The sequence below is a fragment of the Dankookia rubra genome (assembly GCF_004355005.1).
GTDB classification, from domain to species: domain Bacteria; phylum Pseudomonadota; class Alphaproteobacteria; order Acetobacterales; family Acetobacteraceae; genus Paracraurococcus; species Paracraurococcus ruber_A.
In genome coordinates, this window is the sequence record NZ_SMSJ01000123.1 from 1 (window position 1) to 12,371 (window position 12,371).

A 12,371-nucleotide genomic window follows, 5' to 3' on the forward strand; every position below is an offset into this window, starting at 1 on the left:
CCTGAAGTACCTGCTGCGGGCGAACGGCGCTGCCGTGGACCGCGCGACGCTGCTGGTCGATGTCTGGGGCTTTAACAGCGGGGTCACCACCCACACGCTGGAGACACACATGTACCGCCTGCGGCAGAAGATGGAGGCCGACCCGTCGAACCCGCGGCTGCTGTTGACCGACCGTGGCGCCTACCGGCTGGATGCCGCCGCACCGCTGTCTGCCGACGCCGGACACGCTCCTCGCACCCACTGAAGCGCTGTCCTCAGCGTTAGATGCCGATCATGGCTGACATTCTGCTCTTTCCTGCCGAGCGAACCTCGACCGCAGCGCATCGTACTGATGCGCTGCGGTCGCCAGCCGCGGCACTCGCGGCAACCTCCGACGCCGCGGCATGGTTGGAGGACGACGTGGGAGACATTGGCGACCTCGACACGGTGGCCAGTCTGGCCGCCGCACCGTCACAGTCGCTCGTTGGTCTGGTGGACAAGATGCAGGTCCTGGTCGCCCGCCTTGCCCCGGACGACGGGACTGACGCTGGTCTATGTCTCGCCGAGGCAAACCTGCTGCGGTCCGTGCTGCGCGATCTGCGCGCCTTTGTCGCGGACGCCATCTTTGCGGCCCAGGGTGCCGGCGTGTGGGCACCGGTCTCGGTTGGCGCCAATCTCCTGCAGGCAAACGGCACAGGCTCATGCGCCGGGGACAGCTTAGCGCATTATCAAGTCTGACTGGTCGCTGGCGGCATAGCTGCTCTGTGTGCTGCGGCCGGGCGGCTCGGACCGGATGTCGTGCTGCCGGACACCGACTTCCTGCGACGAACCCCATACAGACTCAATAATGCCGGCCGAAAATCCTACGCCACTAAGGCAGCCCCGGGTCATCCTCGACCCACGCATACCCCCGCTCCTCCTTTCCCCACCGGCGAGGCACCGACTGAGATGAAGTTGACATTCTGCCAGCCGCCGGGGTTGGAATATGGGACAGGTCGCGGTCCTGCCCTACTCGGTATGGAGCTTCCTGCCGTTCTTCGGAGGGGGGATCGGGCTCGATTGCCGCCTCAATTGTCGCCGCCGTGGCTCTTGCCACATCGGTCACTTCGCGAGCTGCCCATCACGCTCCATTCGCTTCCCGCGTGTTAGCAAAGACTTGCCGCAATTGCCACAAGCTGCTGAAATTTTGGCGTATCTGATCCGACCGTTTCTACCGCGCCGGCTGTGTCGCTTTGCAACCGTGCCGAGGCTACCTTTTGTGTGCTTGAGCGTCCACTCATGCAGAACGATAGAAATTGGCCTGTTGGAGTAAAGCGTCACCGACCTCGAGACGGACTCCGTCGTGTACCCAACTTCGCCAGCCGAACGGTCCATGCAACGCCACCGCCACATACCGATCGACTCTGACCCTCTCCAACCTGATCCCAGCGTCGCGGCACTCGTTGATCACCGCCCTGACGAGATAGGCGGCGCTGTCCGGAGACTGATGCCAAAGCTCCACGCATAGAGGCTCTGGTCCATCCGCGCGGAGTGCGCAGGCGATCCGAAAGGCGAGTTCCCGTAGCTCAGACATGGTGAAGCGAGCCTCCGGGTATGCATCCCCATCCTACATCAGGGCCCATACGGCAGCGTGGTCCAGGTCGCGGCCAAGCGGAAGTGTCATAGGCTACCGCCCGTAGATGCGGTCCAACACGCCAGCAACCTCCACAAGCCGCTCTGCCGCCATGTCGAACCGGGCTCCGGCGGCGAGGCGCCTAGCCCAATCTGCTGCTGCACGTCCGCCCCACTCGTCTGGCGGCTCCGCCAGTCCGTCGCGCGCGGTGCCACGGTATCTCTCTGCGACGAAATCATAGAAGGACCCATTCACATTGCGCAGCGCCGCGCCACCCTCTGTTCCGAAAAAAGAAGCAGAGATGACCGCGTCACATCCCGCCTGAAGGCGCCAGGAGCAGGCGAGCCGCACAGCGGCGCCGGTGGACACCTCCAGCATCGCCGTGGCGTAGTCCTCTACTCGGTCGAGCCGGAGACCGAGCGGTTCGCCGTCCCTGAACAGTTTGCTTGAGACGCTGCGGACCTTCGGGAACTCCAGCGTCCATAGTGCGAGATCTACCAAGTGAACACCGAGGTCCATGACGCAGCCGCCACCCGAAAGGGCAGGGTCATAAAACCAGGGCTTGTCGGGGCCGTAGGCATTATGGAAGACAAGGTCGACCGCATAGATGCGTCCCAACTCCCCGGACTGAACGACCTCGCGGATGCGCTGCATTCCCTCGGTGAAGCGGTAAGAGAGATCCACAGCCAAGAGGCGGTCCGCCTCGCGGGCCGCATTGACCACGGCTCGCGTTTCCGCCGCTGTCCGCCCAAGTGGCTTCTGGCAGAACACTGCGACGCCGCGCTCGAGCGCCCGGATGGACTGCTCCGCATGCAACGCGCTCGGTGTCGCTATCACGACCCCGTCCACCTGCTCGTCTAGGAGGTCGTCCAGTGTCGCGACCAGCTTAGCCTCAGGGGCCAGCCGATGAGCTTCCTCGGCCATTTCAGGCGAAGGATCAGAGACAGCTGCGACCTCGATCGCGTTCGTCTCGAGGATAGCCTTCATCCGGTGGCGGCCAATCCAGCCCACACCGAGAAAGCCGAGGCGCGGGCGCGCGTGGGCTGGCCGCTCTAGTGACATGCCGGTCAATATCTGTGTCATCGGGGAATGACCAGCGCCTTGAGGAAGCCGTCCGGTCTGTCGCGCGTGGCGTCGAGAGCTTCCCCCAGCTGCTCTAGCGGGTAGCGGTGCGTATAGAGCGGCGATGGGTCGAGCCGGCCGGATGCGACGGCGTCTACCGCTTCGCGAATTCCTTGCGCATAGACCTTCGGGTCGCGCTCATGCGCATTGATCACGTCCAGGCCGCGCCAATTCCAAAGCCACATGTTGACCTGCCGCGGTCCGTCCTGGTGGTAGCCGGCCACAACGAGACGCCCGCGTTCCCGCGTCAGCTCTGCGGCGAGGTCGAGCGGCCATTGCTTGCCGACGGCCTCAATCACGCGATCGCAGAAGCTGCCGCCGGTCAGCGCCTTCACCTGCCCGATGATTGCGTGGTGGTCGTCCATCGGGATGGTCTCGGCCGCGCCCATGCGCCTGGCCAGGTCGAGCGAGAAGGGGCGACGCGAGATGGCGATCACCCGCGCGCCGGCATCGGTGGCCAGGCGGGTGAGGATAGCGCCGAGGAAGCCTATGCCGACAATGGCGACGGTCTGCCCCGCCTCGATCTCGCTTCTTCGGAAGATGTTCATGGCGCAGCCGAGGGGCTCGCCGGGGAAGGGAGATTCGGCCATTGAGCGCGGAAGTGGGATCACTGCCCCAGCGTCAGCTACATCATACTCGGCGTAGCTGTTGTAGGAGAGGGCAGCCACCCGATCCCCGACCGACAGCCCCCCCACAGCCTCCCCAACGGCGTCCACCACGCCCCAGCCCTCATGTCCGAGCGAGCCAGGTTCGGTCGGAAACTGCATCCACTCCGGTCCAGCCCAGGGAGTGAGATTGGATGCACACACGCCGCAGCCTTCCAGCCGGATGCGGACCTGCCCGGCCCCTGGCTGCGGGATCGCGACCTCCTCCATTCGCACTCGCCCTGGTCCGGTCAGGACCGCGGCCCGCATTGTCCTCGCACCACGCATCCCGCTCACCCCCTGCTCAACATCTCACTCCACACGACCGCCGCCCCGCGCAGCTGCACCTGCCCCTGGGCCCGAAGGCAACACCGCAAGCCCCTCCAGGCTCCGCGAGAATGCCGAGGACCGTGAGGCACCTGCTGTCCGTGTCCTCGCTTCGGCGGCGCGTCACGCCAGGCGAGCCCTCGCTGCGTCGAGGACACCACGTCCGTCGGGCGTGTCGATGCGACTGTATCGCGCCTCGGCAAATTCAAAGGTGCCGAAAGCTGCGAGGCCAAACGCCACCAGTGCGAAGAGCACCCGGCCGAAGGGTTGGTTCTGCAACGCCAGCAGTGCGCCACCAAGGCCGTGCGCCTCGCTGGAGTCTGCCTGGTAGGCGGCGAGCACGAGGAAGCCACCAATGACAAGGAACACGACGGCGCGGGCGGCATAGCCGAGCCGGCCGAGAGGTATCACCCAGGTCGCCGTAGCTCGGTCGCAGACGAGGTGCCGCGCGAAGGAGCCGGACCATGCCTTGTGCGCCATGCCGAGGCCTGCGCCGATGATCGCCAGACCGATGGCGGCAACGAGCCAATGGCCGAAGGACTGCGCGAGCAACCACCGCGTCCAGTCGCGTGCCGATTGCTCCTCCCCGTCACTGGCTCCCAAGCCGAAAAGGAGGCTCACCGCGAACACACCAAGCCCAGTATAAGCAAAGGCGGAGATCATCTGACCAAAGCGGACGACCATAGCGCGCGGAGTGCGGCCGAGCCCGTCGGCGTCTAGGAGCGACTGAAAAACACGCCAGAGGGCAAAGCCGAACAGCCCGAGCGCCACGACCGCGAGGAAGACACTGCCCAAGGGCTGGAAAAGCAGCGTCTGCAACGCACCTTTCGATCCTGTTGCTCCGCCACCCCGACCGAAGGCTGCGAGTAGGGCCAAAAGACCGATCAGCAGATTCACAACACCTCGGGCCGCATATCCGAGCCGAGCGAGCAGCTCCAGACGGCTGCGATGGGCGCCCAACATCAATCTTGATCCATCTATGTACCGGCGAAGCCGAAACGGGAGTGGTCCGGTTCGGTTCCGAGCGGTCAGGAGCTTTGGTCGAGCGAAGCGCGGTATGCCGCTGTCTCACCAGCCCGGCGGCTTTGCGCCCACTGCAGCCGTCAGCGCGATGGCGGCGGTACCCAGAACCAGACATGAAGCGGGTTCAGCCGAGTGACAGGTACGGGTGGAAAGCGGCCACAGAATATGATCGTCCGGAGGTCTACTTCACCCGCACGAGCGGAGATAGGGTAAAGGGGGGGCCCTGCCCGACCAATCTTAGGAGGCCGCCTCTCCCATGACCGGCATCGAAGCCTTTGTCCGCGGGCTGCCCAAGACCGACCTGCACATGCACCTCGAGGACAGCATCGAGCCGCAGTTGATGCTGGATCTCGCCGCCCGCAACGGCTTGAAGTTTCGCTGGGACACAGCCGAGGCCTTGCACGACGCCTACCGGTTCCAGAACCACGAAAGGAAGCCACAACCCACCTGACGGGATCCAAAAACCCCGCACCTCCATCCACAACCCGGGTCAATTCCTCATGGCAATCCCGGGTCAGCTCTCACTGGCAATCAACATAATAGAGGTCGACAGGACGGGACCGACGGCGGACGAGCGCTTGTGGCGCAGGCGTCAACATGGCGGCGACGCTTTGGCGCATGGCCAATCAGTCTCAGCCAAGGGCAGGCATGTTCACGTAAGGCGTGTGTCTACGTCTGATTTCGCGGGCAAGCTGGCAGGTATCAGTGGCCAGCCATGACGTTCAGGTTCGGTGTTGGTATCAGACGTGGTGGGTGCCGCTTCGTCCGCGACAGCACGCGCCAGCGGCACATCGAGCTGGCAGACCAGGCCCGTCGGCTGCCATGACTTCGTGACCGACCCGCCAAGCTGGTTACGAATTGTCGCCTCAATCACCCGCGAGCCGAAGCCGCGCCGCTCAGGTGGAGCCTGGATGAGTGGTCCGTTGTGCTCAGACCAGCGTAGCCGGAGCAGGCCGGCCTCGCTGTCCAGGGACCAAGCCAGCCTCACTCGCCCACCGAGCACCGAGAGGGCCCCATGCTTGGTCGCGTTGGTAGCCAACTCATGCAGCGCCATCGAGAACGCCTGCGCCGCTGCAGGCAAGAGGGTTACTGCTGGCCCGTCCAGTGTGGCACCGAGCAGGAAGGCACCCATTTCGGCCTGCGCCAAGGTGCGGAGGTCTGCCCCAGACCAGCGCGCCTCGGCCAGTAGGGTGTGGGCCCGCGCCAGCGCTGCGACGCGGCCCTCCACTGCTGAGGCGTATGCCGCTGCATCGTCCTTCGGCGTCAGTCGCAGCGCTGCCTGCACCACCGCCAGCGCGTTCTTGGCGCGATGGTCGACCTCGCGGGTCAGCAGTTCCCGGACCTCCTCGGCACGTCGACGCTCGGTCACATCCTGCACGATGCTGACGGCCCGCAGCGTGCGGCCTTGCGGGTCACGAGCGGAGATAGCGGCGTTCGCCTGCACCCAGACCACGGCGCCGTCGGGACGAAGGAGGCGGTACTCCCCTTCGGGTTCACCCCCTTGGGTGATGGCGAGGAAGGCCGCGGCTTGACCGCGGTCCGTCGGATGGCAGATGTCGTCCGGGCCGAGCCTTCCGACCAGGTCTGCCTCCGAACGGCCGACGATCGCGCAAAAGCGACGGTTGGCTCGCAGATAGAGCCGGGTCCGCGCGTCCACCTCCACGACGCCCGCTGCCGCGGTGTCGAAGATGGCGCGGAATTCGGCTTCGCGCGCGGCAAGGGAGTGCTCGGCCTGTTCGCTAGCCAGGCGGAGCGCCTCGAACTCGGCCACCCCGGCCGGTGGCACGGTAGGTGGCGGCATGCCTCGCCCGGGCTCGTCCGCGGCGATTGCCTCGGCCCGACGGACCAGCGCTGCCACCGGGCGCAGGATGCGGCGTGCCAGACCAGCGGCCACGGCTAAGCCAAGCGCCATGACCACAGCCGCGCCCGTGGCGAGGACGGCCAGCGGACCAAGCCAGTTTGCCCGGTAGCGGGCGTAGGGCTCGGCCACCACCACGCTCCAGCCGGGTGCGGTCTGAAGTGGCTGGGCCGAATACAAGGCGGGCTCGCCGTAGACAGACTGGCTCCAAAATACGCCCCTGGCGCGCTCGGCTTCCGGAACGCTCCGGCTCGGCGGTATGGTCCCGGCGAAGCGCTCGTGGTCGCGCGAGCGCGCCACGATCCGGCCTCCACCGTCGGCAACCGAGACGAAGGCCCCGCCGGATGGGCCCATGGCGGTCAGGCGGGCTGACAGGCGGCCAGGGTCGATGACCAGGACCACGACCCGCGTGACGCGCGCTGCCTGCAGCGCAGGGGCCGCTACCGCGACGATGGGACGCCGCGTTCCGCGCCCGACGAAGAAGTCCGAAACCGCGGGCCGCCCGGTCTCGACGGCGCGCCGGATGACATCCCACGCCCCCTCGCCTGGCGGGGAGGGCGGCGGCAATGGCTCGCCCTCCGGCAGGGCCGTGTTGAGGAGTTGGCGATGCCCCGGTGCGGCATCGTTCAGCACGACCCAGCTGCCCACCGACTGCCCGACGCTCCGTGCCCAGGCGTCGAATGCAGCAAGATCGTCGCGCTCGAGCAGCGGCGAGGAGGCGAGCGCGACGACCGTCGCAAGGTGGGTCTGAACCTCGCTGTCGAGGAAGAGCGCCATCGCGCGGGCGGTGTCCTGGAGCCTTGCCTCGAAGGTGCGTCGATAGTTGTCGGCAAGGTGCCAGGCGGCTCCAGCTGCGACCGTCAGGGCGGGCAGCAGCACGGCGAGGACAAGGGCAATCAGGTGGGCGCGGAGGCGAGGAAGGAAGCGCTTGGCCTTCCCGATGGTCGCGTTACGAGGGTCCACGGCGCCGCACCACCTGCCGCGCCTTACCCTGCGCGCCCTTCCTTTGCAGGCCGGGACACGGCCGGTTGGTGGAGGTGGAGTAGTTCATTGTCCTTGGTCGTAAAATGCCTGAAGCGGTGAGGCCAGCATCATTCTGTGTCTGGCGACCGGAAACGCGAAAAGCCCCCTGACCTAGGTCTGAGGTCAGGGGGCTTTTGCGTGCCCTCCGCTGGGGAGGGGAGAGAATGGCGGCTAGTCCGGCGTGTCGACGCGGGCTCGCTCCTGGCGGCGGCGCTCGAAGACGGCGCCCTAGAAGGCGCGGAACTCGGGCATCCGCAGGAATCGGACGAGATAGCCATCGTGGGTCAGCTCGGCATGGCAGGCCGCGCAGACCAGCCAACCATGCTCCGGCCGGTTCAGGCCGCGATGGAAGAAGTGGTCGTACTCGGCGCCGCGCACCGGCCGGCCGGCCTCGGTGAGAACGGGCTCGCGGCTGCAGCAGGGGCACTGGCCATCGAAGGGCTCGCCCGCCACCGCCTTCAGGATGGTGGCCCTGGTCAGCCCGGTGAACTCCAGCCGGTTTCCGAGCACCAGCTCCTGTGCCGAGAGCAGCAGGAACATCAGGTCCGCCGCATGCCGGTCGACGATGTCGAACCGGCTATCTATGCGGCGGAACTGCTGGGCGAGGTGCAGCAGCAGCGGATCGTTGTCCGCCGTGGGCGGGCCGGCGCGCCACTCCATGGCGCTGGCGGACCACCGTGTTGCACCAGAGGTGGAACTCCGGGGAGAGGTAGCGGGCATAGGTCAGGGCGAGTTGCCAGTGCGCCCAGGTGCCGCCATTGCGGCCGCGGGCGGTGGCAACGAAGCCGTCGGGGTCGAGGCGGATATTGTGGTCGTGGGCCACATTATCATCGCCGGCGGGCTCTTCGAGCTCGGTCCAGTGCGCCTGGGCATGGGCGCGAAAGCGCAGGGTATCTTCGAGGATCAGCCAGCTGGTGGGGCGCCTGTGCTCCGGGCAACCTGCCGCCCGCCACATGTCGGTCAGGTTCAGCATGGCGCCGCGGAGGCGGATGGGGGTGCCCTGGTAGCTGATGGTGCTGGTGGGGGTCATGGTGATCTCCAACAGGGTTTCGGCCTTGCTCAAGGGGCCGCTGCGGTCGGCTCGGAGCTGCCGAGACCGGTCGGAGAGGGGTGGGCACGCCTGCAGCCCCGCGGCCTGCGAGAGGCCGCTGGGCTGGCGTGGACCTCGGGGATGTTCGAGGTCCGGGTGGCACCGCTGGGGAGCTGGCACGAACGCCGCGGCACGGGCCCGCTCGGGGCAGCCGCCGCGGATGGCCGGCCCGATGTGCTCGACGCCCAGCCGGCCAGGATGCCTGGCGCGGGCTGTGCCGCGCCGGTGGCGAGGCTGTCCCGGCACATGGGCCTGGGTTGGTCCAGTGGTGCCGGAGAAGGTGGGAGACGGGCTCGTCGTCGCGCCACCGTGCCACCGCTGGCAGGGTCAGGGTTCGCAGAAGCGGCCGGCTCAATGCCGGATGCGCGGTGCCGGGCGGCCGCGGCGCCGGTGAGGACGCCGCGGGCACCCGCCGAGGGGCGATAACGAGGAGGACGAGAGGCCGACGGTCCGGTCCCTGGGGCCCTGGCAGGGGCGGCGCGGGAGGGGCGCCGGGCATCACCACTGATGCACCGGGGCGGTCCTGCGGCCGGCCGGCTTTGGCTCAGCCCTCTGGAGAGTTGGACTGCGTTGCTGTTCAGGGGAGCGGGGCTGCCGGCGGGGCCGTTCCTCTCGTCCAGCATAGATGGGGGTGCTGGCTTCATATTTCAATATCAGAACGTAAATGACGCCCGAGAGTGGCCCGGCTGATCGTTCGTCCGCCGCCGAAGGGTTGAGGTCTGCCGTCACGGGGCACCGTGCCGCATCATCGGCCGATGACCCTGGCCGCCCCGCCGCAGACCGCGCCGTCCGAACTGCGTCAGCACTGGCCCGCGGTGCTGGCCTGCTTCGCCACCGCGACCTTCGCCTGGGGCTTCGGCTTCTATGGCCAGTCGGTCTATCTGGCCGAACTGCAGCGCCTGCGAGGCTGGTCCGCCAGTACCATCTCGGGCGCCAGCACGCTGTTCTACCTCGCCGGTGCCCTGGCGCTGGTCCGCGTGCATGCGGCGCTGGCCCACTTTGGGCCGCGCCCTGTGCTGGCCGGCGGAATCGTGTTGCTCGGCCTCGGTGCCTCGGCCTTCGCCTCCAGCGGCACTCCCTGGCAGCTCTATGCCGCCGCGCTGCTCATGGCGCTCGGCTGGGCCGGCAGCTCGACCGCGGCGATCTCGGGCGCCTTGGTGCCGCTCTACGACCGACAACGCGGGCTGGCGATCAGCCTGGCGCTGAACGGCGCCAGTGCCGCGGGCTTCACCGTCGCCCCGGCGCTGATCCTGCTCTCCGGCTGGCACGGGCTCGGCCGGGCGGTCCTGGAGGCGGCAGGCCTGCTGCTGCTGGTCGTCCTGCCGCTGATCGCGCTGGGGTTCCGCAGGACGTCCGCTGCCCGGGCCGGCGAGACCTCGGCCCCCGCGACGGGTGGGTCAGCGCGTGTCGCGCCGGGCACGGCCGCCGAGGCGCTACGCGTCCGGCAGTTCTGGACCACCGCCGGCCCATTCGCCCTGGTCCTGATGGCGCAGGTCGGCTTCGTGGTGCATCTGGCCGCCTTTCTGCAGCCCAAGCTCGGCGCGGCCGGCACGGCGGGAGCGCTGTCCGGCGTGGCGGTCGCGGCGATGCTCGGGCGGCTCACCCTCGGCTTGGCCATCGACCGCCTAGACCAGCGGTGGGCGAGTGCGGCGAGCTTCGCCAGCCAGGCCGCCGCCCTCGGGCTCATGCTGGCCGTTCCCGAGCCAGCGGCGCTCTATGCCGGCTGCGCGCTGTTCGGCCTGTCGGTCGGCAACGTCATCACTCTGCCCGCCCTGATCATCCAGCGCGAGTTCGCGGTGCGATCCTTCGGCCTGGTGCTCGGGCTCAGCACGGCGCTGGCGCAGGTCACCTTTGCCTGCGGCCCGGCGCTGCTCGGGGCGATCCGCGACGCCGCCGGCAGCTATGGGCCGGCGCTCGGCCTGTGCATGGCGCTCCAGACCAGCGCCTCCGTCCTGATCCTCATGGGCCGGCCACGCCGCTGAGGTCGAACCTCGCCGGGACGGCAACACCCCAGGGCCATAGTGAGCCCTTGATCTCGCGCGCAAAGGTCCTGTGTGGGGGCGCAAGGGGCAGGACTTGGGCGATACGTTCAGGCGTCGGTCATACGCCGCCGAGGTGCGTCAGCCTCCCCGGTTTTGGCTCGATCGATGATCGCCCGCACGGTCGATGCAAGTCTGAATAGCCCTCGGGCTTGCCAAGCCGTGCTGTCGGTCCACCCAGACCACGCAGATCGGCTTCTGGAGCGTCGGCGCCGAAGCCCGAGATCACGACCACCGGCAACTCTGGGAAGCGGCTCCGAAGCTGGCGAATGACCCGCTGGCCGGCCAGCGTACCGTCGAGCTGCAGATTCACGATGGCCAGGTCGATGCGCGCCATCCCGACATGACGGGCGGCTTCTGCTTCAGTTGCGGCATGCAGGATGCGGAAGCCCTCGGCGCTGAGAATGTGCTCAACCAGGAGCCCGAGCACTGCTTCATCCTCCACCACCAGCGCGAGTGGGGCGTCCTGCTCATCCATGAGCGCTCAAGCTCTATTTGTTGCAAATACATATTTAATCAACTCCGAACTGATCCGAAAGAGCATTTCGCTGTAAAATCGAGGGAGGCTCTCACACCGACACCGACCAGGACGTAGTCGTTATCGAAAGGCGCGATCTGGCCAAGACCGAGCGGCGGGATTTCGCGCACCTCGGCCACGCCGGTAAACCACAGCCCCACCGAGCCGTATCCCGGCGTTCCCCTCGGAACGTACCACAGCAGGTCGGTGTGACCGTCGCCGTTGAAGTCGCCGAGTGCCTGGATCCACTGGTTGGCACCGACGCTCCCGATCGGCTGAACGCTGATCACCTGGTTGTCGCGCACGGTCCAGGTCTCGATGGCGCCGACCGCGCTCTGCCAGATCAGGTCAGTCGTGCCGTCGCCGTTGAAGTCGCCAATGCCCTTGAGGTGAAGGTTTCGGCTAACGCTCGGCGCGAACAGCCCGGCGATGCCCGAAAGCCCATCCTGGCTCATGTTCCAGGCGGCGATGGTGCCGGTGTCCATGCCGCGCCAGAGCAGGTCGGTGAAGCCATCGCCGTTGAAGTCCGGCTTGACTGTGTGCGTCCACAGGATGCTGGGGACCGTGAAGAACATTGCCCTCGATGCCTCGTGCGTCTTGTGCAGCAACGTTGCAGTGTTACGCGGGAGACCACTGGGCGGGATGCACGACGAGCAGAGCAATCGCCACTGGGACCAGGCCTCTGACGGCTGTGACCGAGGCCGAGGTGCTTCAGCTGCTCTGCGGCCAGCCAGGCGTCGGTGACCTGGGCGCCCGGATCAGCGGCACCTGGCGGCTGGACCGTCATCGGCGAGCTGCAGGGCCGGCAATCCGGCTCGGCGTCATCCTCGCCTGTCTCCGCATCAGCGCCAGCGCGCCGGGCGGCGGCGGCCCGGCGGTGTGGAGCGACACAGGATGAACGGCCAACATGCCGGCGGCCGAAGCGACCAAGCTGCTGACCCGGCATCTGTGGCACGAGGGCGATGTAGCGCTGCTCGAGGCGGCAGCCGGACGGCTAGGGGTGCTGGTACCACCCATAACCGGGATCTAGGAGCTCGTCCACGTAACGGCTGAAGAGGCTCGACAGGCGGATCGTGCGGTGATTCGCTCGGCGGCATGACGAAGAGCTTTCGGCCCTGGAAGGTGGACGAGGCCTGG

General features: G+C 67.5%; 13 protein-coding genes. 5 read left to right on the forward strand and 8 right to left on the reverse strand.

Annotated features, from left to right (window positions below; genetic code table 11):
• Both E2C06_RS32670 and E2C06_RS32675 read left to right on the forward strand, forming a co-directional pair.
• Window positions 1–244 (forward strand): winged helix-turn-helix domain-containing protein (locus tag E2C06_RS32670; protein ID WP_133292749.1); only part of this gene is annotated, 244 nt, incomplete at its 5' end.
• Window positions 245–273: 29 nt separating this feature from the next.
• Entirely contained in the window at window positions 274–717 is a 444-nt protein-coding gene (locus E2C06_RS32675) for a hypothetical protein (RefSeq protein WP_133292750.1), read from the forward strand.
• 928 nt (window positions 718–1,645) lie between these two features.
• Here the strand turns inward: E2C06_RS32675 and E2C06_RS32680 are convergent.
• From E2C06_RS32680 to E2C06_RS32690, 3 genes are all read right to left on the reverse strand, one after another.
• A complete protein-coding gene (locus E2C06_RS32680) occupies window positions 1,646–2,674 on the reverse strand; it encodes a Gfo/Idh/MocA family protein (RefSeq protein WP_338324259.1) in 1,029 nt (342 codons plus the stop codon).
• The gene (locus E2C06_RS32685) at window positions 2,671–3,588 is read right to left on the reverse strand and encodes an MDR/zinc-dependent alcohol dehydrogenase-like family protein (protein ID WP_241671582.1); all 918 of its coding nucleotides are present in this window, start codon (window positions 3,586–3,588) and stop codon (window positions 2,671–2,673) included. Before E2C06_RS32685 ends, E2C06_RS32680 begins: the two co-directional genes overlap by 4 nt.
• A gap of 219 nt (window positions 3,589–3,807) precedes the next feature.
• Window positions 3,808–4,647 (reverse strand): DUF1206 domain-containing protein, encoded by an 840-nt coding sequence (locus tag E2C06_RS32690; protein WP_133292751.1) that lies wholly within the window; start codon window positions 4,645–4,647, stop codon window positions 3,808–3,810.
• Between the two features lie 316 nt (window positions 4,648–4,963).
• On the opposite strand from E2C06_RS32690, the gene E2C06_RS32695 reads away from it, so the two are divergent.
• A complete protein-coding gene (locus E2C06_RS32695) occupies window positions 4,964–5,158 on the forward strand; it encodes a hypothetical protein (protein WP_133292752.1) in 195 nt (64 codons plus the stop codon).
• A 201-nt stretch (window positions 5,159–5,359) separates the two neighbouring features.
• Here the strand turns inward: E2C06_RS32695 and E2C06_RS32700 are convergent, their stop codons facing one another.
• The 3 genes from E2C06_RS32700 to E2C06_RS32710 form a co-directional block, all read right to left on the reverse strand.
• On the reverse strand, window positions 5,360–7,528 hold the full coding sequence (locus tag E2C06_RS32700; protein WP_133292753.1) for an HWE histidine kinase domain-containing protein: 2,169 nt from the start codon (window positions 7,526–7,528) through the stop codon (window positions 5,360–5,362).
• A 288-nt stretch (window positions 7,529–7,816) separates the two neighbouring features.
• Window positions 7,817–8,248 (reverse strand): hypothetical protein, encoded by a 432-nt coding sequence (locus tag E2C06_RS32705; RefSeq protein WP_133292754.1) that lies wholly within the window; start codon window positions 8,246–8,248, stop codon window positions 7,817–7,819.
• A complete protein-coding gene (locus tag E2C06_RS32710; protein ID WP_133292755.1) occupies window positions 8,166–8,651 on the reverse strand; it encodes a KilA-N domain-containing protein in 486 nt (161 codons plus the stop codon). Before E2C06_RS32710 ends, E2C06_RS32705 begins: the two co-directional genes overlap by 83 nt.
• A gap of 782 nt (window positions 8,652–9,433) precedes the next feature.
• Between E2C06_RS32710 and E2C06_RS32715 the strand changes: the two genes are divergently transcribed.
• A complete protein-coding gene (locus tag E2C06_RS32715; RefSeq protein ID WP_133292756.1) occupies window positions 9,434–10,660 on the forward strand; it encodes an MFS transporter in 1,227 nt (408 codons plus the stop codon).
• Window positions 10,661–10,778: 118 nt separating this feature from the next.
• On the opposite strand, the gene E2C06_RS32720 is transcribed toward E2C06_RS32715, so the two are convergent.
• Together E2C06_RS32720 and E2C06_RS32725 are read right to left on the reverse strand one after the other, a co-directional pair.
• Entirely contained in the window at window positions 10,779–11,195 is a 417-nt protein-coding gene (locus E2C06_RS32720; protein ID WP_133292757.1) for a response regulator, read from the reverse strand.
• 38 nt (window positions 11,196–11,233) lie between these two features.
• The gene (locus E2C06_RS32725; protein ID WP_133292758.1) at window positions 11,234–11,809 is read right to left on the reverse strand and encodes an FG-GAP repeat domain-containing protein; all 576 of its coding nucleotides are present in this window, start codon (window positions 11,807–11,809) and stop codon (window positions 11,234–11,236) included.
• 116 nt (window positions 11,810–11,925) lie between these two features.
• On the opposite strand from E2C06_RS32725, the gene E2C06_RS32730 reads away from it, so the two are divergent.
• Window positions 11,926–12,132 (forward strand): hypothetical protein, encoded by a 207-nt coding sequence (locus E2C06_RS32730; RefSeq protein ID WP_133292759.1) that lies wholly within the window; start codon window positions 11,926–11,928, stop codon window positions 12,130–12,132.
• The last annotated feature ends 239 nt before the right edge of the window (window positions 12,133–12,371 follow it).

What these genes read in the sequence shown, in the direction of transcription:
- E2C06_RS32715 (WP_133292756.1), top strand. Translation starts at nt 9,434, where the DNA reads ATGACCCTGGCCGCCCCGCCGCAGACCGCGCCGTCCGAACTGCGTCAG.
- E2C06_RS32695 (WP_133292752.1), top strand. Translation starts at nt 4,964, where the DNA reads ATGACCGGCATCGAAGCCTTTGTCCGCGGGCTGCCCAAGACCGACCTG.
- E2C06_RS32675 (WP_133292750.1), top strand. Translation starts at nt 274, where the DNA reads ATGGCTGACATTCTGCTCTTTCCTGCCGAGCGAACCTCGACCGCAGCG.
- E2C06_RS32725 (WP_133292758.1), bottom strand. Translation starts at nt 11,809, where the DNA reads ATGTTCTTCACGGTCCCCAGCATCCTGTGGACGCACACAGTCAAGCCG.
- E2C06_RS32685 (WP_241671582.1), bottom strand. Translation starts at nt 3,588, where the DNA reads ATGGAGGAGGTCGCGATCCCGCAGCCAGGGGCCGGGCAGGTCCGCATC.
- E2C06_RS32690 (WP_133292751.1), bottom strand. Translation starts at nt 4,647, where the DNA reads ATGTTGGGCGCCCATCGCAGCCGTCTGGAGCTGCTCGCTCGGCTCGGA.
- E2C06_RS32705 (WP_133292754.1), bottom strand. Translation starts at nt 8,248, where the DNA reads ATGGAGTGGCGCGCCGGCCCGCCCACGGCGGACAACGATCCGCTGCTG.
- E2C06_RS32720 (WP_133292757.1), bottom strand. Translation starts at nt 11,195, where the DNA reads ATGGATGAGCAGGACGCCCCACTCGCGCTGGTGGTGGAGGATGAAGCA.
- E2C06_RS32680 (WP_338324259.1), bottom strand. Translation starts at nt 2,674, where the DNA reads ATGACACAGATATTGACCGGCATGTCACTAGAGCGGCCAGCCCACGCG.